The sequence below is a fragment of the Rhizobium sp. M1 genome, from assembly GCF_002531805.1.
GTDB classification, from domain to species: Bacteria; Pseudomonadota; Alphaproteobacteria; order Rhizobiales; family Rhizobiaceae; genus Rhizobium; species Rhizobium etli_C.
This window is the reverse complement of the sequence record NZ_NWSW01000056.1, coordinates 1-22484: the sequence shown is the minus strand read 5'-3', so window position 1 is coordinate 22484 and position 22484 is coordinate 1. Positions and strand designations below refer to the sequence as shown.

The window sequence follows — 22484 nt, the reverse complement described above, 5'->3', positions numbered from 1 at the left end:
ACTCAAAAAGCCCGCCTCAAGCGGGCTTTTGTCGTTTCTGGATCGCCGAAATAATATCCCTGCAAGTTGTCATCGATTTTCGAGCGACGACGAAATAGTTGCTAAGAAGATAATATTCTAATATACCTAGTTCAGGCGCATCATATATTTCCATAGCAGCAAGTAACGTCCGTCCATTCGGCGGCGCCTATTATCCTGTTCAGAGAGCAGTTCGATTTCATGAAGTAGATCAGAGATTTACAGGGGGGAATCATGCGAAAATGGGGATCTTCTCTAGCGACGTCTCCATATGGGAGGCATCCTTATCAATCGGCAATCTCCGCGTCGGCTGCGTTCTGCGCGATGGTGTTCTTTGCCGGGATTGCATCCGCGCAAGCGCCGACCGAAGAGCAGCGCGAGGCGATCAGGGCGGAGTGCCGCTCCGATTTCATCGCGAAATGCTCCGGAGTGACGCCGGGCGGTATCGAGGCGCTGACCTGCCTGCAGCAACATAGCGCTGCGCTTTCGGAAGGCTGCCGGAAGGCGGTTTCGGCGGTGAACGTCAAACCCAAGTCGACATCTGCGGAACCTACACCGGCGGCACCTGCAAACACCGCGACGGCGACCCCGGCGCCTGCGACCGGCACGCCGGCGCATCAGCCGACGCAGGCGCGCAGCGCAATGCGGTCAAATCGGCCTGCCAGCGCGATTTCATGGCGCAATGCTCCGGGGTGACGCCGGGCGGGGCGGCGGCCCTCAGCTGTCTGCAACAGCATAATGCCGCTCTATCGGCGCCATGTCAGCAAGCCGTTGCGGCTTTGGGGGGATCAGGCGGAGCGGCCGCCAGCGATGCGGCCGCCACCGGCGCAATCACGCCCGCCCCTTCGGCAATGATGCCAGCCTTCTCCCCGCGTGAGGAAGTGATGATCCTGCGGGAAACCTGCGGAGCGGACTTCCGGGCCTTGTGCCGCATGGTGCCTTTAGGCGGAGGGCGGGGCATCACTTGTCTGCGCGACAATCTGCAGCGCGTATCGCCTGCCTGCCATCGCGTGCTGACCTCGGGATTGTAGCGCCCGTTCGAAACTTGCTCTCAGAAAGAGGTCGTCGCGCACCAGGCAGAAATTCGGTGCGCGATCCCGCAGAGGCGGGGACAAGCACCCTTTGCCCGCCGGCATGCATTGCATCTCTCAGATTTCCTGTCCGGCTGGCGGAATATCCGGCAGCTGTCATCTGCCATTCGATGAAATCAATGACGTCACGAACGAAAGGCATTGCCATGTCATCGACTTTCCCTTTCCCGCGATTGAAGCGGATCCTCCTCTATGCCTCGCTTGCCGTCAGCCTCGCACCGCCGACAAGCGCCTGGGCCGACGATGCCAAGGCTCTTCTGAAGACAATGTCCGATTTTCTGACGGCGCAGAAGACGAACTCCTTCACCTATCAATCGTCGCTCGAAGCGGTGACGCCCGCCTTCGAGAAACTCCAGTTCGTCAGCTCCGGGACGGCCAATCTGACCCGCCCCGACAAGCTGCGGGTCACGAGGACCGGCGGCTTTGCCGACCTCGACGTGAGTTTCGACGGTTCGTCGCTGACGGTTCACGGCAAGAACCTCGACGCCTATGCCAAGATCGATGGCAAGGGTTCGCTCGATGAGCTGATCGACAGGCTGATGACCGCAGGCGTCGAAGCGCCGGGCGCCGATCTTCTATCCTCCAACGTCTATGACGTGCTTATGTCGGATGTGACAGAGGCCAAGCATATTTCCAGCGCTTTCGTGAATGGGGTCGAATGCGAGTATCTGGCCTTTCGAACGCCCGAGATCGACTGGCAAATCTGGATAGAGAGCGGCCCGCAACCGATACCCCGCCGTTACGTCATCACCAGCAAGCACGTCGTCCAGGCGCCGCAATACACGCTCGAAATCAGCGACTTCAAAAGCGGAGCGGATGTCGCGGCCGTTTCCTACACTATCGAGGTTCCAGCCAGCGCAAAGACGGTCGATCTCAGTGAGTTGCAATCGCTTGATGAGCTGCCTGAGGCTGCCAGTATGGGAGAGGTAAAATGACCTATAGGAAGCTGTTCTTCGCCCTCGGCCTGGCCGGCGTCCTGACATTCACCGGCTTTCATATCGAGGAGCAGGTATCCGTGCCATTGTCGATCGGCTTTGCCACGCCGGCGGGCGCCGTCATCGGCAGGCCGCTGACGCCGCTCTCTTATGCGGGCGTGGCCCGCCGGACGACAAGGCGGGTCGTCACACGCACGACGACGACCATCGCCGTGCTTCCGGCAGGCTGCCGCTATGGTCCCTATTACGGCGGCTATTATTATCGATGCGGCGGTTATTATTACGCCAAGAGCGGCAACGTCTATGTGCAGGTGATCGTGCAATAATTGCTGCGATCGCCTTACCGGACGTTCGACATCTCCGCTTCCTCCGCGCTCGCGGCCGTGCTTACAGTCGCGCCGCGCCGCTTCCAGTGCTCCTCAAGGCGCTGCAGCAGCACGTAGAAGGACGGAACGAAGAGGATGGCGAGGCAGGTCGAGGCGATCATGCCGCTGAAAACAGATATGCCGATCGACTTGCGGGCCGATGCGCCGGCGCCGGTCGCCAGCACCAGCGGCAGGACACCGAGGATAAAGGCGAAGGACGTCATCAGGATCGGCCGGAAACGCAGGCGGGCGGCCTCGACGGCCGCGTCCAGAATTTCCATGCCTTCCGCCCGTTTTTCCCGAGCATATTCGACAATGAGGATGGCATTCTTGGCGGCGAGCGCGATCAGCAGGATAAGGCCGATCTGCGTATAGAGATTGTTGGCGACGCCCGCCGCCGTCAGTGCCGCGACCGTACCGAGCAGGGCGAGCGGCACGGCTGATATGACCGCCAGCGGCAGGATCCAGCTTTCATACTGGCCGGCGAGCACGAAATAGACGAGCAGCATGGCGAGCGCGAAGATGAAGTAGATCTGCCCGCCGACGGCCTTCTCCTGATAGGAGAGCGCCGTCCATTCGAAACCGGTTCCCGTCGGCAATGTATGATCGGCGATCTGCTCCATGACCTCGAGCGACTGGCCGGAGCTGAAACCGGCGGCCGGTCCACCCACGATGGTGGCGGTGGGATAGAGATTGTAGAGGCTGATCAGCGAGGGACCTTGCGTCGTGGTGACATCGACGACCGTGCCGAGCGGCACCATCGTCCCGTCGCCGGCCTTGACCTTCAAATTGCGGATATCGTCGGGGCTGACGCGGAAATCGGATGCGGCCTGCGCATAGACCTGGAAGGTGCGGCCGAATTTGTTGAACTGGGTGACATAGCTCGATCCGACATAGCCTGATAGAGCGGAGAAGACTTGGCCCACCGTAATGCCCAGCGTCTCCGCCTTGACGCGATCGACGGAGACTGCAAGCTGCGGCACATTCGAGCGAAAAGGCGTGCTCAGCCTCTGCAACGATGATTGGGCATTGCCGTTCTTGACGATCGTGTCGGCAAGCGATTGCAGCAGCGGATAGTCGGATACGCCGTTGCGGAGCTCGACCTGCATGGTAAAGCCGTTGGCATTGCCGACGCCCTGGATCGGCGGTGGCACGACCACCAGCGTCTTGGCCGTTAGCACATGCTGCAGGGCGTCGTTCAAATGCTGATAGATCGACAGCAGGTCCTGTCCTTTCTCTTTGCCGCGCTCGTCCCAATCCTTGAGAACGACATAGGCGACGCCGGCATTCTGCAGGCTGGCATTGTTGTCGAGGACGGAAATGCCGCTGATGGTCAGCACCTGATCGACGCCGGGCGCGGCTTCGGCGATCTTGCCGACCTCCTCCATGACGGCGTCGGTCCGCTCCTTCGAGGCGCCATCGGGCAGCTGCGCGCTGATCAGCACATAGCCTTGATCCTCCAAGGGCAGGAAGGCCGTCGGCAGGCGGGTGAGGCCCCAGACGGCGACCCCGATCAGCACGAGCGCTGCGATGGCGATGATGCCGCTGCGGCGGGTCATCGATCCGATCAATCCGGCATAGCGGCGTTCACCCCAATCGTAGCCCCTGTTGAAGCCGCGATAGAAGATGTTGCGTTTTTCGAGCGGTACCGGCGCGCGCAGCCAGAGGGCACATTGCGTCGGTTTGAGCGTGACGGCGTTGATGGCGCTGATCAGCGCGGTCGCGGCGATGACGAGCGCGAACTGCCGATAGAGTTGCCCGGTCAGGCCGGGCAGGAAGGCGGCGGGAATGAAAACGGCCATCAGCACCAGTGTGATGCCGATGACCGGGCCAAGCAGCTCCTCCATCGCCTTCTCGGCCGCCTTTCGGCCGGACATGCCCGCCTCGATGTGCCGGGCGACGCCTTCGACGATGACGATGGCATCGTCGACGACGATCCCGATGGCGAGAACGATGGCAAAGAGCGTCGAGAGATTGACCGTGAAACCTAATGCCGCCATGGCCGCGAAGGCGCCAATGATGGTGACCGGAACGGTCGTCGCGGGTACGAGCATCGCTCGCCAATCCTGCAGGAAAATGAGAATGACGATGAGAACGAGCACACCCGCCTCGATCAGGGTGACGTAAACTTCGTCGATGGAGGCTTCGACGAATTTCGTCGTGTCAAACGGCACGTGATATTCGAGGCCGGGCGGGAAGCTCTTTGAGAGCTCTTCCATCTTCGAGCGCACCGCCTGTGCCACCGCAATGGCGTTCGCCTCCGGCAATTGGAAAATGCCGATGCCCGCCGCCGGCCGGCCGTTCTGCATGAAGGATTGGCTGTAAGTCTGCGCGCCGAGTTCGACACGACCGATATCGCGCACGCGGGTAATGCGGCCGCCCTGTCCGCTTTCGACCTTGACGACGATGTTCTCGTAGTCAGCTGCCTCGTTCAGCCGGCCGTTGACGTTCAGGGTGTATTGGAAAAGCTGCCCTTTCGGCACCGGCGGGATGCCGATCTGGCCGGCGGCGACCTCCTGGCTCTGCTGCTGCACGACGCTGACGACATCTTGCGGGGTCAGACCGCGCGCCTGCAGCAGGTTCGGATCCATCCAGATTCGCATGGCATATTGGCCGGCGCCGAACACGGTGACGTTGCCGACACCCGGCAGACGGGAGAGCTCGTTCTGAAGGTTGATGACGGCGTAGTTCGACAGGAACAGGCTGTCATAGCGGCTGTCGGGCGAAGTCAGGCTGACGAAACCGAGGATCGCCGTCGATTTCTTCTGCGTCGTCACGCCCTGAAGCTGGACAGCTTCCGGAAGCGACGACATCGCGATCGCGACGCGGTTCTGGACCAGAACCTGCGCCTGATCAGGATCCGTTCCGATGGCGAAGGTGACGGTCAGGGAATAGGTGCCGTCGCTGGCGCTCGTCGACTGCATGTAGAGCATGTCCTGCACGCCGTTGACCTGCTGCTCGATCGGCAGCGCCACGGTGTCGACGAGGGTCTGCGCGCTGGCGCCGGGAAAACGGGTCGTCACCTGCACCGTCGGCGGGACGACGTTCGGATATTGCGCCACGGGCAGTTGGAAGAGGGCGACCGCGCCGACCAGCACGAAGACCAATGCCAGGACGTTGGCGAGTACCGGCCGCTCGATGAAGAAACGCGAGATCATGCTGTTGTCCTTTGGACGTTCAGATGAAGCACGGTGGTGAGTTCACTGCGTGGTGGTGTTGGCCTTGGCACCGGCGGCCGCCGCCGCCGGGTTCATGTCCATTTTCTCGGGCGCGACCTTGCTGCCCGGGATTGCCTGCTGGATACCTTGAATGACAACGAGGTCCGCCGCGTCGAGACCGGACGCTATGACGCGGAGCGGGCCCTCTCGCTGGCCCGTCTTGATCGGCTTCTGCTCGACGATGTCGTCCTTGCCGAGAACGAGCACGTAGCTGCCGAGCTGGTTCGTTCCGATCGCGTCGTCGCGTACCAGAAGGGCCTTGTCGTTGTGGCCGACCGGCACGCGCACCCTGACGAAAAGGCCCGGCAGCATGGCGTGGTCCTTGTTGTCGAACAAGGCGCGCACCTGAAGGGTGCCCGTCGAGGCGTCGAGCTGGGGGGATACGTAGTCGAGATGCCCCTTGTGCGGATAGCCTTCCTCCGTCTGCAAGCCGATCTCCGCCGGTATGCTCGGAAGATCCGTCTGCCTGAAGGTGCGCCCCTGCTTTGCCAGCGTTTCCTTGATCATCAGCACCTGCGTTTCGCTGACGTTGAAATAGGCATAAAGCGGATCGGTCTGGACGATGCTCGCAAGTTTGGTGGGGCCGGACACGCCGACCAGCGTGCCGATATCGACGAGGTGATCCGTGACAATGCCGTCGAAAGGAGCGAGCACCTCCGTATAGCCGAGGTTGATCGTCGCGAGTTCGACATTGGCCTGGGCGTTGAGGATGGCGGCATTCGCCTCGTCGAGTGTGGCCTTGGCGCTGTCGACCGCGGTCTGGGTGGTGACCTGTTGCTTCATGAGATTGAGCTGCCGGTCATATTCCTGCTTTGCGCCGACCTGGGAGGCTTGCTGCGAGGCGAGCGATGCCTTCGCCTGATCCAGTTGCGCCTGGTAGGTATCGCGCTCGATGCCGAAAAGCTTGGTGCCCTTCTTCACCATCATGCCGTCCTGGTAGTCGATGGATTGGATATAGCCCTGAACGCGCGCCTCGATATCGACGGCATTGAGCGGCGCGGTATTGCCGGTGAGTTCGAAATAGAGCGTCACCGGCTGCTGGACCGGCTGGGCGACCCGAATCACAGGCGGGGGAGGCGGAACATAGCTGTTGCCGCTCTCCTCGCAGCCGGCGAGAAGAGCCATGCCGGCAAATGTCACAAAAAGTCGCAGACCCTGTTGCAATCTCCCACGCATTGCCGCCGCCTCGACATGTCAAGAGCCCACCGCATAATTCCTGAAATCGGAATCGATCTAGGGATAACTTATGCAGCAATTCAAACGGCGACAGCGTCCTTTGCGGGTCTGAAAGACGCGCGGCGCTGTCGTCTTCATGCGTGCCTCGACGGCTGCCCCCAATGGCCTGCCGAAGGTTCAAGGCATGCGATATTATGTCGCGGCATTGCTAAAAATTGCAATAGCCCCTCGTGCACAATTGAACTGGGTTGATGCCAAAAGAGCCGGGCAGGAGGGTTCGTGACGCAGTTACGGTTTTCCAAGCCGCTCGATGGCGGACTGCAAGGGTGCATCGGAGACACGCACGAGCCCGATATATGGATTGGCCATATCCGAGATCAGGAAGACCGCGCCGGCGACGGAAAGCGCACAGACAAAGAGAATGGACAGCACCGTCGGGTTGGGCGGTGCCTGCAGCCCGAAGGTCGCAAAAAGCAGAGAGAGCCAACAGACGAGAACGGCGAGGAAGGCCCAGGGCAAGCCTTCGCTGCCGGATTCGACCAGCAGCCAGTGGGTTTCCGCCACCATGCCGCTGACATCGAGGGCGCGGGTCTGGAGAGAGTGCTGCATGGCATCCTTCGGCGATAAGGATCGAAGATCGCCCTGAACGGCCTCTATATCCTGATATTCTCCCGGCGCCTTGCCGGATGCCTCGTCGGTGGTTGCGGCAGTCCAGCCGCGGCTCAGCCGTCTTTCGATGAGTTGGCGCAGCAGCCGACGGGCATCGCCGGTTTCCGGGCCGTATTGCGCCATGACGCGGTCCAGCAGCAGGACCCGAGCCGCCGCCGTTCTCATCTCCACTTCGGCGTTGTCGTAGGTCGATTTGGCGGAAGCAATCAACAGCCCCAGCGCCAAGGCCGACAACGTCCCTACGACCGCGGTCGCGAGCCTGATGACGTCCTTGGATTCCGAGCTGAGATGATGATCCGGCAAGCGGCCGCGCACCATCATTCCTATCGATGTCGCCGCCGACAGAAAAACAAATACCAGCCCGCCAAGCAACAGTGAGCTCACGTCCCGTCTCCGTATCGTCACGGTCACCCGGCAGGCGCCGCGATGCTTGCAAGCTGTACAATGGCGGTCGTCATCATAGCGGAAGACCAACCGAGCGTGGAGATTTTTACTTTGCTATTCTTGCGCGGAGGTCATTGCTGGAAGATGAGCAGCACGTAAGCCAGAAAAAGCACCAGATGGACGGCGCCCTGCATCAAATGGGTGCGGCCGCTGGCAAAGGTAATGATGCTGACGGCCAGGGTGAGTACGAGCATCACCAGATCGCTGTGTTCCAGGCCCAGGGTGACCGGGTGCCCGTAAAGGCGACTGACGACGAGCATCGCCGGCACCGTCAGCCCGATGGTCGACAGGACCGAACCCAGAAAGATATTGACGGAGCGCTGGAGATTGTCGGCGATGGATGCGCGCACGGCGCTGATCGCCTCGGGCGTTGCGACAAGGATGGCCATGACAACGCCGCCGAATGCGGCCGGCGCATGCAGGGTTTCGATGATGTAGTCGATCGGCCGCGCAAGCTGTTCGACGAGAAAGACGACGGGACCCATGTAGGCGAAGAGCAGAACGGCATGGGGCCAGAGCGGGCCACGTGGCATGGCGTGTTCGCCGGGATGCCCTTGGCGGTTGCGGTCGGTGGTGAAATAATCCTGATGGCGGCCGGCCTGCAGAAACAGGAATGTGGCGTAAAGGCCGACCGAGACGATGCCCAATATCAATTGCCGCGTCGCCGACGGATGCTGGCCGTCCGGGCCGGCCAGAAATGTCGGCATGACGAGGCTCAGCGTTGCCAGCGGCACGATGACGCCGAGATAGGCGTTGGCGCCCTGCAGATTATGCTGTTGTTCCGGCCGCCGCCACGCGCCGAGCAGCAATGACAGGCCGACCATGCCGTTCAAGATGATCATGACGACAGCAAACAGGGTATCGCGCGCAAGTGTCGGGTTGTTTTCACCGTGAATCATGACGGCGGAGATTGCCATGACTTCGATCGAGGTGATGGCGAGCGTCAGAATGAGCGTGCCGTAAGGCTCCCGCAGCCGTTCGGCCAGATGATCAGCATGCCGCACGACAGACAAGGCGGAGCCGAGAACGACGGCAAACAGCCAGCCGAAAACGACAGCGAACCAAAGCGGATCGGAAAGCCGGCGAAAGAGCTGCTCTGGAAAAGCGAGGAATATCAGGCTGGTTGCGATGCTGACGCCGAGGAACCATTCCTCGCGCAGGCCGATGGCGGCGGCGGTGCGCAATGCGGGCCTGTCAGTCATCGAAACCACCGCCATTCCGCATGCTGCCGCAATGCGATCATCAACACCATCGTGTCCTGCCCGCTCTCAAAGCCCGGTCTGCTGCCCGAGAATACAAAAGGACCATGCCGCACGCCAGATGGCGCCATGAGACAGGTAAGGCCTTGCTTTATTCGCGTCCGGTTGCCGGGATCGCCGCGCCGGTAACGACAGCTGCGGCCGGTGAAATCAGGAAGGCGATGAGGCGGGCGATCGATTGCGGCGATACCCAGCCGTCCGTCTTCGCATTGGGCATGGCGGCGCGATTTTCAGGCGTGTCGATCGTCCCGGGCAGAATGCAGTTGGCGGTGATGCGGTGATCGCGGTTTTCCGCAGCGATTGCCTCGGTCAGCCGGATGACGGCGGCTTTCGAAGCGGCGTAGGCCGCCTGATTGGCTCCGGCCTTCAGGCCGGGGGCGGCGGCGATGTGAATGATGCGGCCATAGCCTGCTGTCTTCATGGTCGGGAGAACCGCAGCGCTGATCGTCAGCGCAGTGCGGGCGTTGGCGGTCATCATCGTGTCCCACTGGACAGGCGCATCCGGCCCGACCGGTCCCATCTGGAAGCCGCCGACCGTATTGACCAGGGCGCTGACCCCGCCGAAGCGCTTGACGGCGCGGGCGACAGCGGCGGCGCAGGACGCGTAATCGGTGAGTTCCGTTCCGGCGATCGACAGGAACTCGGTGGAGGCGGGAAGCTCGCCGGCCAAGGCTTCCAATTCCTGGCTCGACCGGTTCATGCAGACGAGCTTGGCGCCGCCTGCGGCAAGCTCGCGGACAACGGCGCTGCCAAGGTTGCCGCCGGCTCCCGTGACGATCACGGCTTTCTGCTCGTTCATGGCAATCGATCTCCTGACGGTGCCGGTGCTGGATGATGCCGCGCATTGTTGATCCAGGCTGCGCCGTAACGCAACCCCCGTGCAGCTGCGCCACAGTCAGGTATCTCAGGATTGTCGGCAGAGTTCCCCGTGGAGAGCTCTGCCCGCGTCATCGGCGGTTCGCCGGGCCAGGCTTCAGTGATATTTTTCCCGTTCGCGGCCGAGGATGACCGGCGCATCCAGCTCGGAGATCGGGCGGCTGACATCGGCGGGGATATCCCCGGTGAGCTGCAGGTCGAGATAACGGGCGCAGCAGACGCGCAGGAAGGATGTGAAATTTCCGAGATCGTGACCGGCGTCGATCGACTCATGATGCAGCCGGGTGATCAGTTGCACGACGTTCATGCCGTCGCGCCGGGCAATTTCCTCGAGCTTCGACCAGAAGAAGTTCTCCAGCCTGACGCTGGTGACCATGCCGTCGATGCGCAGCGACCGCGTGGTGCTTTCCCATAGCAGCGCATCCGCTTTGATGAAGAGTTCACACATGTCGTCCTCCCGGTGCCGCCCTTGTCAGGCGGCGTTGGTTTCAGGCATCGACGCGGCGTCGAGCACCGCCAAGAACTGGCGCAGCCAGGAGGGATGCGCCGGCCAGGCCGGCGCCGTGACCAGATTGCCGTCCGAGACCGCGTCGGTGATCGCAATATCGGCATAAACGCCGCCGGCCAGTTCGACTTCCGGCCGGCAGGCAGGATAGGCCGAGCAGGTGCGGCCCTTCAATACGCCGGCAGCGGCAAGCAGCTGCGCACCGTGGCAGATGGCTGCAACAGGTTTTCCGGCATCGAAGAAGTGCCGGACCGTGTTGATGACGTCGGCATTGAGGCGAAGATATTCGGGCGCGCGGCCACCGGGGATGACGAGGGCATCGTAGTCCTCTGCCCGCACGCTGTCGAAAGTGGCGTTCAACGCGAAATTATGGCCGCGCTTTTCGGAATAGGTCTGGTCGCCCTCGAAATCATGGATGGCGGTGGCGACGCTCTCACCCGCCTTCTTGCCGGGGCAGACGGCATCGACCGTATAGCCGCAGGCGAGCAGCGTCTGGAACGGCACCATCGTTTCATAATCTTCGGTGAAATCACCTGTTATCATCAGGATCTTTGAAGCTGGCATCGTATCCTCCTTTGAAACCAACCGACGAAGATTAACAAAGACCGTCGGACAGAAGGTACTATGGGAATACTACAGGCGAAATTCTCAGTGGGAAGCATGTTGCGCGCCAGACCGCCTGTAAATTAAAGAGTTAGAGCATGATGTCGCCCGAAAACCGCTCACACTTTTCGGCATCATGCTCTAGCGGCATGCATCAGACTGTTCTGACCGTAGCATCCGGGACGGCGCAGGCCTCGCCGCCGCCGAAAAGGCGCGAACGGGTGAGGAAACGTTTCTCGCGGCCGTTGTCGAGCGAGAACATGCCGCCGCGACCCGGCACGACATCGATGATCAGCTGTGTGTGTTTCCACGCCTCGAACTGGCTGGCACTGATATAGACCGGGACGCCGCCGATCTCGCCGAGCTTGACGTCGCTGTCGCCGACCATGAATTCATTGGCGGGGTAACACATCGGCGAGGAGCCGTCGCAGCAGCCGCCGGACTGGTGGAAGAGGATATCGGGATAATCGCGCTTGATCTCAGCGATCAGATCAAGGGCTGCGTCGGTTGCGAGAACACGCGGTTCACCGTTGACGGTCGTTTCCATCGGTCTTCCTCCAAACGTTTCGGGAGGAAAAAGTCCCCTCCCCAACCCCTCCACACAAGGGGGAGGGGCTAAGCACCGCCTCGCAAAACAACAAGCCGGATGCACAATATGCTGCGGCCGAGAGCGAGTACGGCGAGCGCCACACGTTAAGCCCCTCCCCCTTGTGGGGAGGGTTGGGGAGGTTTTTGACACTCCCTCCCACCACACGAAAGTTCTCAGAAGAAACCGAGCGCCTTCGGGCTGTAGCTCACCAGCATGTTCTTGGTCTGCTGGTAGTGCTCGAGCATCATCTTGTGGGTTTCGCGGCCGATGCCCGATTGCTTGTAGCCGCCGAAGGCGGCATGGGCGGGATAGGCGTGGTAGCAATTGGTCCAGACGCGGCCGGCCTGGATCTCGCGGCCGAACCGATAGCAGCGATTGGCGTCGCGGCTCCAGACACCGGCACCGAGGCCGTAGAGCGTGTCGTTGGCGATTTCGAGCGCTTCCTTCTCGGTCTTGAAGGTCGTGACCGAGACCACCGGCCCGAAGATCTCCTCCTGGAAGATGCGCATCTTGTTATGACCCTTGAAGATCGTCGGCTTGACATAATAGCCGTTCGCCAGATCGCCGCCGAGATCGTTGCGGGAGCCGCCAGCCAGGACCTCAGCCCCCTCCTGCTTGCCGATGTCGAGATAGGCGAGGATCTTTTCGAGCTGCTCGCTCGAGGCCTGGGCGCCGATCATGGTGGCGGAATCGAGCGGGTTGCCCTGCTTGATCGCTTCGACACGTTTGACCGCCTTTTCCATGAAGCGGTCATAGATCGATTCCTGGACGAGCGCGCGGCTCGGGCAGGTGCAGACTTCGCCCTGGTTGAGGGCAAACATCGCGAAACCTTCGAGCGCCTTGTCGAGGAAATCGTCATCTTCGGCCATCACATCGGCGAAGAAGATGTTCGGCGATTTGCCGCCGAGTTCCAGGGTCACCGGAATGAGGTTCTGGCTGGCATATTGCATGATCAGCCGGCCGGTCGTCGTCTCGCCGGTGAAGGCGATCTTGGCGATGCGGGGGCTGGTCGCCAGCGGCTTGCCGGCCTCGATGCCGAAACCGTTGACGATGTTGAGCACGCCGGGCGGCAGCAGATCGCCGACCAGTTCGGCCCAGAGCAGGATCGAGGCCGGCGTCTGCTCGGCAGGTTTCAAGACGACGCAGTTGCCGGCGGCAAGCGCGGGAGCGAGCTTCCAGGTGGCCATCAGGATCGGGAAGTTCCAGGGAATGATCTGGCCGACGACGCCAAGCGGCTCGTGGAAGTGATAGGCGATCGTATCGTGATCAATCTCGCCGATCGAGCCTTCCTGGGCGCGGATGCAGGAGGCGAAATAGCGGAAGTGGTCGATCGCCAGCGGAATGTCGGCCGCCATGGTCTCGCGGATCGGTTTGCCATTGTCCCAGGTCTCGGCCTGGGCGAGCAATTCCAGCTTGTCTTCCATCCGCTCGGCGATCTTCATGAGGATGTTGGAGCGTTCGGCAGCGGAGGTGCGGCCCCATTTTTCCTTGGCCGCATGGGCGGCGTCGAGTGCGAGATTGATGTCCTTTTCATCGGAACGGGGAATGTCGCAGAGCTTGCCGCCGGTGACGGGCGTCAGGTTTTCGAAATACTTGCCTTCGACCGGCTCGCGCCATTCGCCGCCGATATAGTTGCCGTATTTCAGCTTGAACGGCGACTCGACGATTTTCTGATGAAGCATGTCATCCTCCCAAGATGAGCCAGGTTCCCAAGTGAACCAGTGGAGGGAAAATGGGCGTGTTTTGCCGAAGGGAACAGGGGAGGTCTTCCATACCGCAGTGCACACTGTCGCAGACATGCGACAGGGCCGCATCAGGATAACCATGTCAGTGACATGTTCGGGGTCGGGCTAATGCAGGTCGAACTTCTTCATCTTCCGGTGCAGCGTGGCGCGGCTTATGCCGAGCGCGATCGCAGCCTGCGAGACGTTGCCGCTGGTGCGCGACAGCGCCCGCAGCAAGGCCGCTTTTTCCGCCTCGACCATCTCTTCCTGTTGTGAAACGACGGCTTCGCGCAGAGCATCGGCGGCCGGGATGCCGGCCGCAATCCGCTTGTCGTCCAGCTGCAGCGCGATGCGGGCGGCGCGGGTGGCGCCAAGCACGAGATCATGCCTGTCGACGGCAAGCAGGGCGGCGGCCGAATTGGCGCCGGCCGGGACCATCAGGAAGCGGGCGCCGGGAAAGGCCGAGCGGAAGAGGTTGAGTTCGATGCGCATCGCCGCATCGCGCACGGTCTGCGTCAGGATCGCCAGCGTCATTTCGTTGACGTCCTCGCGGCAGGTGGAGATGTCGAGGGCGGCGGCGAGTTCACCGCGATGATCGCGGACCGGCGCCGTCGTGCAGCTCAGGCGGATATTCGAGCAGAAGAAATGCTGGTCGCGGAAGATGGCGACGGCGCGCTCGTCGGCAAGTGCGGTGCCGATGCCATTGGTGCCGATGCTCGCCTCGGTCCACACCGAACCGGTCCAGAGACCGAGCTGGCGGAAGTCCTTATCGTCGCCGGCAGCGCCCCGGCGCTCCAGCGCAATGCCATTCCTGTCCGTCAGAAGGATGCAGCAGCCGGCTTTGCCGACCGTGGTGAAGAGCCGGTCGAGCTCCTCGGTCGCGCCGGCGACCAGCCGTTCGGACTGTTCGCGGGCATGGTGAAATTCCTCGTCGGTCAGACGCAGCGGCGCACGTTCGTCCTCGGGCGCGAGCCGGTGCATGGTCATGCAACGCCGCCAGGAAGCGACAATCGGAGAACTCGCGGCGGCGGAATTCCGCTGCGCAGAGCTATAGACATGCTCCGCATGTGCTGACTGTTCGTGCATCTGCTCCTCCCACGGAACGTCAGCATAATCTGAGGGAAAAGCGGCCGGTTTGCAATTGCACGCAGCGACGGCCGCCTTCCTCCTCACCGCAGTGATGCTGAAAAGCATGCGTGATCTTTGCCCGACGGATACGCTACGTCTTTGATCTAGATCGGGTTCACAGCCATTCGTCTGCGCGTCGCGATCCTTGCCCAGTTTTGGCGGAGATGGTCAGCGTCGCAGCCAGGCTTCGATGCCGCGTGCGGCGGCGCGTCCGGTCGCAAGGCAGGCGGTGAGGAGATAGCCGCCGGTCGGCGCTTCCCAGTCGAGCATCTCGCCGGCGACGAAGGTGCCAGGCAGCGCCTTCAACATGAAGCCATCGTCGATGCCGCTCCAGCGGATGCCGCCGGCCGAGGAGATGGCCTCGCCGATCGGCCTCGTTTCGAGAACCGGCACCGGCAGGGCCTTGATCATGCCGGCGAGACGTCCGGGGTCGGCTCGGTCGCGCTCGGCAGCGAGCTCACGCAGCAAGGCCGCCTTGACCCCGTCGAGGCCGGCGCCCTTGCGCAGGCGGTTTGAAAAGCTCGATTTGGCATCCTGGCGCGTGAGGTTGCGGATCAGCCTTTCGACGGTCCGGCCCGGGGCGAGGTCGAGCGTCAGGGCAGCGCTGCCGTGGCTCTGCAGCCGGTCGCGGAGGCTTGCCGCATGGGCATAGACCAGGCTGCCCTCGATGCCGTTTGCGGTGATGACGAACTCGCCGGGAAAGGTGCCGGCGTCGGAGGTGGCGGTGACCGACTTCACCGGCTCGCCGGCGAAACGCGCGCGGAAGCTTTCGCTCCAGTCGACGACAAAGCCGCAATTCGCAGGCTGGAAGGCGTCGATCTCGACGCCCTTCTCCGATAGCCAGGACAGCCAGCGTGCATCGGAGCCGAGGCGCGGCCAGCTTGCGCCGCCGAGCGCCAGCAGGGCTGCGTCGCAGTGGACGATGCTGCGTCCTTCGGGCGTTTCGAAAACATAGCCCTCATCGGCAAAACCGATCCAGCGGTGGCGGGTGCGCAGGGTGGCGCCCTGCGCCTCCAGCCGCTTGAGCCAGGCGCGCAGCAAGGGAGAGGCTTTCATCACATCAGGGAAGACCCGGCCGGACGAGCCGACGAAAGTCTTGGTCCCGAGCCCTGCTGCCCAATCCCTGATATTGCCAGGGGTAAAGGCATCGAGAGCGGGGCGCAGGCGGGCAGAGGCGGCGCCGAAGCGTGTGGCAAAACGGGCATAATCCTCGGAATGGGTAATGTTCAGCCCCGACTTGCCGGCGAGCAGAAACTTGCGGGCGAAGGTCGGCATGGCGTCGTAGACCGTCACCGCATGGCCGGAGAGCGAAAGCAGCTCGGCCGCCGCCAGGCCCGCCGGGCCGCCGCCGATGATCGCAATTCGCTTCTGGTTCATGGATGTCTTCGCCCGATTCTATCTGGTGCAGTTTTGGCGCGGGCGTCGATTGCCTGCAAGGGCAGGGATCAATGGTGCGGATGCGTGCACTGGCCGTGGTCGGCGAGAACCTCGATGACACGGCATTGGTCGACGCGGCCATGGCCGCAACCTTCCACCATGGTTTCGAGTTCGGCCTTCAGCGCCATCAGGCTGCGGATGCGCTGCTCGACCTCGACGAGACGAGCCTTGGCGATGGCATCGGCAGAGGCGCAGGATTGGTGCGGATCATCCTGCAGGGTGAGCAGCGTGCGGATCGCCTCGATCTCGAAGCCGAGTTCGCGGGCATGGCGGATGAAGGTGAGGCGGCTGATATCGGCGGGTTCGAAGGAGCGCTGGTTGCCTTCGCTGCGGCTCGGGGCCGCGAGCAGGCCGATGCTCTCGTAATAACGCACCGTCGGCACTTTGACTCCGCTCCGGCGAGCGGCTTCGCCGATCGTGATCTTTTTCATGATTTTCCTCTTGCACCTCTAGTCGCTAGAGGATGTAGGAGGGATGCTTCTGTTTGACAAGGAAGCGGATCATGGCTGAGACGAGCGAGACACGATACCGGGTCGGCGGCATGGATTGCGCCGCCTGTGCGACCAAGATCGACACGGCGGTCAGGCGCGTGGCGGGTGTCGCCGATGTGTCCGTCTCGGTGGTGGCGGGCACGATGACCGTCCGGCATGACGGCAGCAGCGACCTCAAGGTGATCGAGAAGAGGGTGACGGGGCTCGGTTATTCGGTTTCGCCCCTTACCGGAAGCGCGGCGCCGGCACAAGATCACGGCCCGCACGATCATCACGACCACGGCGATCATGCCGGTCACGACCATGATCATGATCACGCAGGTCACGATCATGGCAAAAAGAAAATCGAGGGGCTGCATGGGCGTGACCATGCGCCGATGACCGGTTCCTGGTGGCAAAGCCGGAAGGGTCGATTGACCATCGTCTCGGGTGCAGCGCTAATCGCCGCCTATGCCATCGGCCATCTCGTGCCTGCGGTCGCATCCTACGCCTTCGTCATCGCCATGCTGGTCGGGCTGGTGCCGATCGCGCGTCGCGCCATCATGGCGGCTCGATCGGGCACACCGTTTTCGATCGAGATGCTGATGACGATCGCCGCCGTCGGCGCCGTCATCATCAATGCCGGCGAGGAGGCAGCGACCGTCGTCTTTCTGTTTCTCGTCGGCGAGCTGCTGGAGGGGGTGGCGGCCGGCAAGGCGCGCGAAAGCATCCAGTCGCTGACGGCCCTGGTGCCGAAGAATGCGTTGCTCGAAGACAATGGCCAGACGCGGGAGGTGCCGGCGGAAAGCCTCGCCGTCGGCGCGATCATCATGGTGCGTCCCGGCGACCGCATCTCGGCGGACGGTGTCATTGTCTCCGGCGAGAGCGCCATCGATGAGGCGCCGGTGACGGGCGAGAGCACGCCGGTGCGCAAGGGTGTCGATGCCATCGTCTTTGCCGGAACCGTGAATGGCGATTCTGTGCTCCGGATACGCGTCACGGCGGCCGCGGCCGACAATACCATCGCCCGCGTCGTCAAGCTGGTGGAGGAAGCGCAGGAATCGAAGGCGCCGACCGAACGTTTCATCGACCGGTTTTCGCGCTATTACACGCCCGGCGTGGTGGTGGTCGCAGCACTGGTGGCGACAGTCCCGCCGCTGCTGTTCGATGGGTCATGGGGTGAATGGATCTATAAGGGCCTTGCCATCCTGCTGATCGGCTGCCCCTGCGCGCTCGTCATTTCGACGCCGGCGGCGATTGCCGCCTCGCTGTCAGCAGGCGCGCGGCGCGGGCTGCTGATGAAGGGCGGCGCGGTGCTGGAAACGCTCGGCAAGGTCACGATGGTCGCCTTCGACAAAACAGGCACGCTGACGGAAGGCAAGCCTCAGGTGACTGATATCGTTGCCTTCGGATTGAGCGAGGCGCAGGTCTTGTCGCGTGCGGCGGTGCTGGAGCAGGGCTCCAGCCATCCCTTGGCGCTGGCGATCCTCAACCGTGCTCGGGCGGACGGCGTCCCCGTGCCGCCGGCCTTCGAGCTGGAAGCGCTGCCGGGCAAGGGTGTCAGCGGCAAAGTCGGCGGTGAGACGCTGGACCTGCTGTCGCCATCCGCGGCCCGCGAGCGCGGAGCACTCGATGGCGAAAAGGATGCACGCATTGCTGTTCTGAACGACGAGGGCAAGAGCGTATCCGTGCTGCTCGTCAATGGCGTTGCGGCCGGCCTGATCGCCATGCGCGACGAGCCGCGCGCGGATGCCGAGGCCGGGCTGTCCGCGCTCGGATCGGCCGGCGTCAAGGCAATGATGCTGACAGGTGACAACAGGCGGACGGCGGCAGCCGTTGCCGGCATGCTCGGCATCGACTGGCGCGGCGAAATGATGCCTGAGGATAAGCAGCGGGTCGTCGGCGAATTGAAGCGTCAGGGTTTCATCGTCGCCAAGGTCGGCGACGGCATCAACGACGCTCCGGCGCTGGCCGCCGCCGATATCGGCATCGCCATGGGCGGCGGCACCGATGTGGCGCTGGAGACGGCCGATGCCGCCGTGCTGCACGGGCGCGTCGGCGACGTGGCGCGGATGATCGAACTTTCCAAACGAACGATGCGCAATATCCTAGAGAACATCACCATCGCCCTCGGGCTGAAGGCGGTGTTCCTGGTGACGACGATTGCCGGCATCACCGGTCTCTGGCCGGCGATTCTCGCCGATACCGGCGCCACCGTGCTGGTGACGATCAACGCGCTCAGGCTGCTTCGAGTAAGGACATAACACCCGATGTCGTCCCTGCGGCGCTCGTCACCTGAAGAGTGGCGTAGACCGCTGATAAGGGGCGCCAACCCCTCTTTCGTCATGCTCGGGCTTGTCCCGGGCATCTGCCTCCGATCGATAGGCAGCAGATCCTCGGCACAAGGCCGAGGATGACGCGGAGAGGGAGGTTGGTCATCAAATTGAGAGTGGCTATAGGCTCGCTCTCTTCATCCGACCTTCTCCACAGCCTGCATTCGTTAAGTCTTCCTTATCCATGTTTTTCACAGGAACGCAGTGATTTCAAACCTGCCGTAACGCAATGCACAAACCATCCGTTGACGTGATTTTGGATTCGCGTACTATATCTAGTGTTCAAGGTTCCTTCGATTCGTCAGGATCGCGGGCTAAGACGGGAATACGGTGCGTTTCGCCATGACGGCGCAACAAGGCCGGAGCTGCCCCCGCAACTGTAAGCGGCGAGCAACTGTCCGATTTCAGGTCACTGGAGCATGATGCTCCGGGAAGGCTGGGGCAGGGTGCTTCGACCCGCAAGTCAGGAGACCTGCCTTGAACTAGATGTCCACGGGCGGGGTGTCCGGAAGGTCGCGTGCATGAAGCGGAATGATCCGCGCCTGTTGCGCTGCCCCGAACGTCCGCATGAGCACTTCGGGTTGAAGTCATGTCGAGAAGATCAAGGCCGCCGCCCGCGCAAATCCCGAAAGGGATCGTATCGGGCGTTTAAAGCGCCGACTTTGCCAGATCACCATCAAGCGTTGCCCCGGACGTCGCAAGGCGCCCGATCCCAGTATTGCGTCCTGAATTCTTTGATATCACGAGGAAGATGATGAGCGTTACCGTCTATAGCAAACCTGCCTGCGTCCAATGCACCGCCACTTATCGCGCCCTCGACCGCCTGGGCGTTGATTACGATATCGTCGATATCTCGCAGGATGCCGAAGCGCTCGATCGCGTCCGCAGCCTCGGCTACATGCAGGCGCCCGTCGTCATCGCCGGCGAGCGGCATTGGGCGGGTTTCCGTCCCGATATGATCAGCGCGCTCTCCTGACCGGAAAACGGCGATGGGGCTGCTCGTCTATTATTCCAGCCGATCGGAGAATACCCATCGCTTCGTCGCCAGGCTCGGATTGCGCGCGGCGCGCATTCCCTCAAGCGGCGCAGAGGCGTTCCCTATCCGCGAACCCTTCGTTCTCATCGTACCGACCTATAGCGGCGACGGTGGCAAGGGTGCCGTTCCCAAGCAGGTGATCCGTTTCCTGAACGATGCGGAGAACCGAGGACACATCCGCGGCGTGATTGCCGCGGGCAACAGCAATTTCGGCGAGACATACGGGCTCGCCGGCGACGTGATTTCGCGCAAATGCCAGGTGCCTTACCTCTACAGGTTCGAGCTCATGGGCACGGCCGAGGATGTCGCCAACGTCAAACACGGAATGGAACGATTTTGGACACGGGAACAACTCTGACGCGGGATGCGGGCGCAAAATCGCATAACACTTTTGCTCATCCCGCCGGCGAACGTCCTTTGAAAGCGGCGGAAACGCTCGACTATCACGCGCTGAACGCCATGCTGAACCTCTATGACCATGAGGGCAGGATCCAGCTCGACAAGGATCGCCTGGCGGCGAAGCAGTACTTCCTGCAGCATGTGAACCAGAACACGGTGTTCTTTCACAATCTGAGGGAAAAGCTCGATTACCTCGTGACCGAGGGCTATTACGAGCAGGAGGTACTCGATCAGTATTCCTTCAATTTCGTCCGCGACCTGTTCGATCAGGCCTATGCCAGGAAATTCCGTTTCCCGACCTTCCTCGGCGCTTTCAAATATTACACCAGCTATACGCTGAAGACCTTCGACGGAAAACGCTATCTCGAGCGCTACGAAGACCGCATCTGCATGGTGGCGCTGACCCTGGCGCGCGGCGACGAGGCTCTTGCCCGCGACATGGTCGACGAGATCATTTCAGGCCGGTTCCAGCCGGCGACCCCGACCTTCCTCAACGCTGGCAAGAAGCAGCGCGGCGAACTGGTTTCCTGCTTCCTGCTACGGGTCGAGGACAATATGGAATCGATCGGCCGGTCGATCAATTCGGCGCTGCAATTGTCGAAGCGCGGCGGCGGCGTGGCGCTGTCGCTGACGAACATCCGTGAGGCCGGCGCGCCGATCAAGCAGATCGAGAACCAGTCCTCGGGCATCATTCCGGTGATGAAGCTGCTCGAAGACTCGTTCTCTTATGCCAACCAGCTCGGTGCCCGTCAGGGAGCCGGCGCCGTTTATCTCAACGCCCATCACCCCGACATCATGCGCTTCCTCGACACGAAGCGCGAAAATGCCGACGAGAAGATCCGTATCAAGACGTTGTCGCTCGGCGTCGTCGTACCCGACATCACCTTCGAACTCGCGAGAAACAATGAGGATATGTATCTGTTCTCGCCTTACGACGTGGAGCGCGTCTACGGCGTGCCTTTCACCGAGATTTCGGTGACGGAAAAGTACCGGGAGATGGTGGCGGATGCGCGCATCTCGAAGAAGAAGATCAAGGCGCGCGAATTCTTCCAGGTGCTCGCCGAAATCCAGTTCGAGAGCGGTTATCCCTACATCATGTTCGAGGACACGGTGAACCGGGCGAACCCGATTGCCGGGCGCATTTCGATGAGCAATCTCTGCTCCGAGATCCTGCAGGTCAGCGAGGCAAGCGAATATAATGACGACCTCTCCTACAAGCATCTCGGCAAGGATATTTCCTGCAATCTCGGCTCGCTGAACATTGCCGCAGCCATGGATTCCGCCGATTTCGGCAAGACGATCGAGACCTCGATCCGGGCGCTGACGGCCGTTTCCGACATGAGCCATATTGCCTCGGTGCCGTCGATCGAGAAGGGCAATGACGAAAGCCATGCGATCGGTCTCGGCCAGATGAACCTGCACGGCTATCTCGCCCGCGAACGCATCTTCTACGGCTCGGAGGAAGGCGTCGATTTCACCAATATCTACTTCTATACGGTGACCTATCACGCGATCCGCGCCTCGAACCTTTTGGCGGTCGAACGCGGCACAAGCTTCAAGGGCTTCGAAAATTCGAAATATGCCTCCGGCGACTATTTCGACAAATATACCGAGCAGGAATGGAAGCCGGCGACCGAGAAGGTGCAGGCGCTGTTCGACAAATCAGGAATCCATATTCCGACGCAGGAGAATTGGGCGGCGTTGAAGACGGCTGTCATGACCTCCGGCCTCTATAACCAGAACCTGCAGGCGGTGCCGCCGACGGGCTCGATCTCCTATATCAACCACTCGACCTCCTCGATCCATCCGATCGTCTCGAAGATCGAGATCCGCAAGGAAGGCAAGATCGGCCGCGTCTACTATCCGGCGCCGTTCATGACCAACGACAATCTCGATTATTATCAGGACGCCTATGAGATCGGGGCGGAGAAGATCATCGATACCTATGCGGCGGCGACCCAGCATGTCGACCAGGGGCTGTCGCTGACCCTGTTCTTCCGCGACACGGCGACGACGCGCGACATCAACAAGGCGCAGATTTACGCCTGGAGGAAGGGCATCAAGACGATCTACTACATCCGCCTTCGCCAGATGGCGCTGTCCGGCACCGAGGTGCAGGGCTGCGTGTCTTGTACGCTTTGATTTTGGGCTGCTGGCCGAGAGTTTCGAGCTTGTAGCCCCCTCATCCGCCTGCCGGCACCTTCTCCCC

At 61.9% G+C, this 22484-nt stretch carries 18 protein-coding genes, 1 pseudogene and 1 riboswitch; of the genes and pseudogenes, 7 read left to right on the top strand and 12 right to left on the bottom strand.

Annotated elements, in window-relative coordinates:
• Window positions 1–252 precede the first annotated feature (252 nt).
• From CO655_RS34580 to CO655_RS31160, 3 genes and pseudogenes are all read left to right on the top strand, one after another.
• A pseudogene (locus CO655_RS34580) lies at window positions 253–1049 on the top strand (hypothetical protein).
• Window positions 1050–1255: 206 nt separating this feature from the next.
• Entirely contained in the window at window positions 1256–2044 is a 789-nt protein-coding gene (locus CO655_RS31165; protein ID WP_097667828.1) for a DUF2092 domain-containing protein, read from the top strand.
• Window positions 2041–2370 carry a hypothetical protein gene (locus CO655_RS31160; RefSeq protein ID WP_037141560.1) on the top strand — a complete coding sequence of 110 codons (330 nt, stop codon included), beginning with the start codon at window positions 2041–2043 and terminating at the stop codon, window positions 2368–2370. Before CO655_RS31165 ends, CO655_RS31160 begins: the two co-directional genes overlap by 4 nt.
• A gap of 14 nt (window positions 2371–2384) precedes the next feature.
• Here the strand turns inward: CO655_RS31160 and CO655_RS31155 are convergent, their stop codons facing one another.
• The 12 genes from CO655_RS31155 to CO655_RS31100 all read right to left on the bottom strand — a co-directional run bounded on the left by CO655_RS31155 (window position 2385) and on the right by CO655_RS31100 (window position 16468).
• Window positions 2385–5567, bottom strand: coding sequence for a multidrug efflux RND transporter permease subunit (locus tag CO655_RS31155; RefSeq protein ID WP_097667827.1), 3183 nt, complete (start codon window positions 5565–5567; stop codon window positions 2385–2387).
• A gap of 42 nt (window positions 5568–5609) precedes the next feature.
• A complete protein-coding gene (locus CO655_RS31150; protein ID WP_097667826.1) occupies window positions 5610–6803 on the bottom strand; it encodes an efflux RND transporter periplasmic adaptor subunit in 1194 nt (397 codons plus the stop codon).
• 288 nt (window positions 6804–7091) lie between these two features.
• Complete coding sequence (locus CO655_RS31145) at window positions 7092–7856, bottom strand: DUF4239 domain-containing protein (protein ID WP_170965078.1); 765 nt, start codon at window positions 7854–7856, stop codon at window positions 7092–7094.
• A gap of 131 nt (window positions 7857–7987) precedes the next feature.
• Window positions 7988–9118: a calcium:proton antiporter gene (locus tag CO655_RS31140; RefSeq protein ID WP_097667829.1), complete on the bottom strand. Its 1131-nt coding sequence runs from the start codon at window positions 9116–9118 to the stop codon at window positions 7988–7990.
• A 148-nt stretch (window positions 9119–9266) separates the two neighbouring features.
• A complete protein-coding gene (locus CO655_RS31135; RefSeq protein ID WP_010030582.1) occupies window positions 9267–9974 on the bottom strand; it encodes an SDR family NAD(P)-dependent oxidoreductase in 708 nt (235 codons plus the stop codon).
• A gap of 174 nt (window positions 9975–10148) precedes the next feature.
• Window positions 10149–10499: a ribbon-helix-helix domain-containing protein gene (locus tag CO655_RS31130; protein ID WP_097609023.1), complete on the bottom strand. Its 351-nt coding sequence runs from the start codon at window positions 10497–10499 to the stop codon at window positions 10149–10151.
• A gap of 24 nt (window positions 10500–10523) precedes the next feature.
• Entirely contained in the window at window positions 10524–11120 is a 597-nt protein-coding gene (locus tag CO655_RS31125) for a DJ-1/PfpI family protein (RefSeq protein ID WP_097667825.1), read from the bottom strand.
• A gap of 193 nt (window positions 11121–11313) precedes the next feature.
• Window positions 11314–11706, bottom strand: a complete 393-nt coding sequence (locus tag CO655_RS31120; protein ID WP_097667824.1) for a DUF779 domain-containing protein — start codon at window positions 11704–11706, stop codon at window positions 11314–11316.
• Between the two features lie 215 nt (window positions 11707–11921).
• Complete coding sequence (gene adh / locus CO655_RS31115) at window positions 11922–13430, bottom strand: aldehyde dehydrogenase (RefSeq protein ID WP_097609025.1); 1509 nt, start codon at window positions 13428–13430, stop codon at window positions 11922–11924.
• A gap of 168 nt (window positions 13431–13598) precedes the next feature.
• Window positions 13599–14558, bottom strand: a complete 960-nt coding sequence (locus CO655_RS31110; RefSeq protein ID WP_097667823.1) for a helix-turn-helix domain-containing protein — start codon at window positions 14556–14558, stop codon at window positions 13599–13601.
• Between the two features lie 210 nt (window positions 14559–14768).
• Window positions 14769–15977: a TIGR03862 family flavoprotein gene (locus CO655_RS31105; RefSeq protein WP_097667822.1), complete on the bottom strand. Its 1209-nt coding sequence runs from the start codon at window positions 15975–15977 to the stop codon at window positions 14769–14771.
• 68 nt (window positions 15978–16045) lie between these two features.
• The gene (locus CO655_RS31100; protein ID WP_010029773.1) at window positions 16046–16468 is read right to left on the bottom strand and encodes a helix-turn-helix domain-containing protein; all 423 of its coding nucleotides are present in this window, start codon (window positions 16466–16468) and stop codon (window positions 16046–16048) included.
• A 71-nt stretch (window positions 16469–16539) separates the two neighbouring features.
• Here CO655_RS31100 and CO655_RS31095 point away from each other — a divergent pair, with 71 nt between their 5' ends.
• The 4 genes from CO655_RS31095 to nrdE all read left to right on the top strand — a co-directional run bounded on the left by CO655_RS31095 (window position 16540) and on the right by nrdE (window position 22417).
• A complete protein-coding gene (locus tag CO655_RS31095; protein ID WP_097667821.1) occupies window positions 16540–18771 on the top strand; it encodes a heavy metal translocating P-type ATPase in 2232 nt (743 codons plus the stop codon).
• Between the two features lie 337 nt (window positions 18772–19108).
• A riboswitch (cobalamin riboswitch) is annotated at window positions 19109–19335 on the top strand.
• 259 nt (window positions 19336–19594) lie between these two features.
• A complete protein-coding gene (gene nrdH, locus CO655_RS31090; RefSeq protein ID WP_010068756.1) occupies window positions 19595–19816 on the top strand; it encodes a glutaredoxin-like protein NrdH in 222 nt (73 codons plus the stop codon).
• 13 nt (window positions 19817–19829) lie between these two features.
• The gene (gene nrdI, locus CO655_RS31085) at window positions 19830–20234 is read left to right on the top strand and encodes a class Ib ribonucleoside-diphosphate reductase assembly flavoprotein NrdI (protein WP_097667820.1); all 405 of its coding nucleotides are present in this window, start codon (window positions 19830–19832) and stop codon (window positions 20232–20234) included.
• Window positions 20213–22417: a class 1b ribonucleoside-diphosphate reductase subunit alpha gene (nrdE, locus tag CO655_RS31080; protein WP_097667819.1), complete on the top strand. Its 2205-nt coding sequence runs from the start codon at window positions 20213–20215 to the stop codon at window positions 22415–22417. The genes nrdI and nrdE overlap by 22 nt, the downstream gene beginning before the upstream one ends.
• Window positions 22418–22484 lie beyond the last annotated feature (67 nt).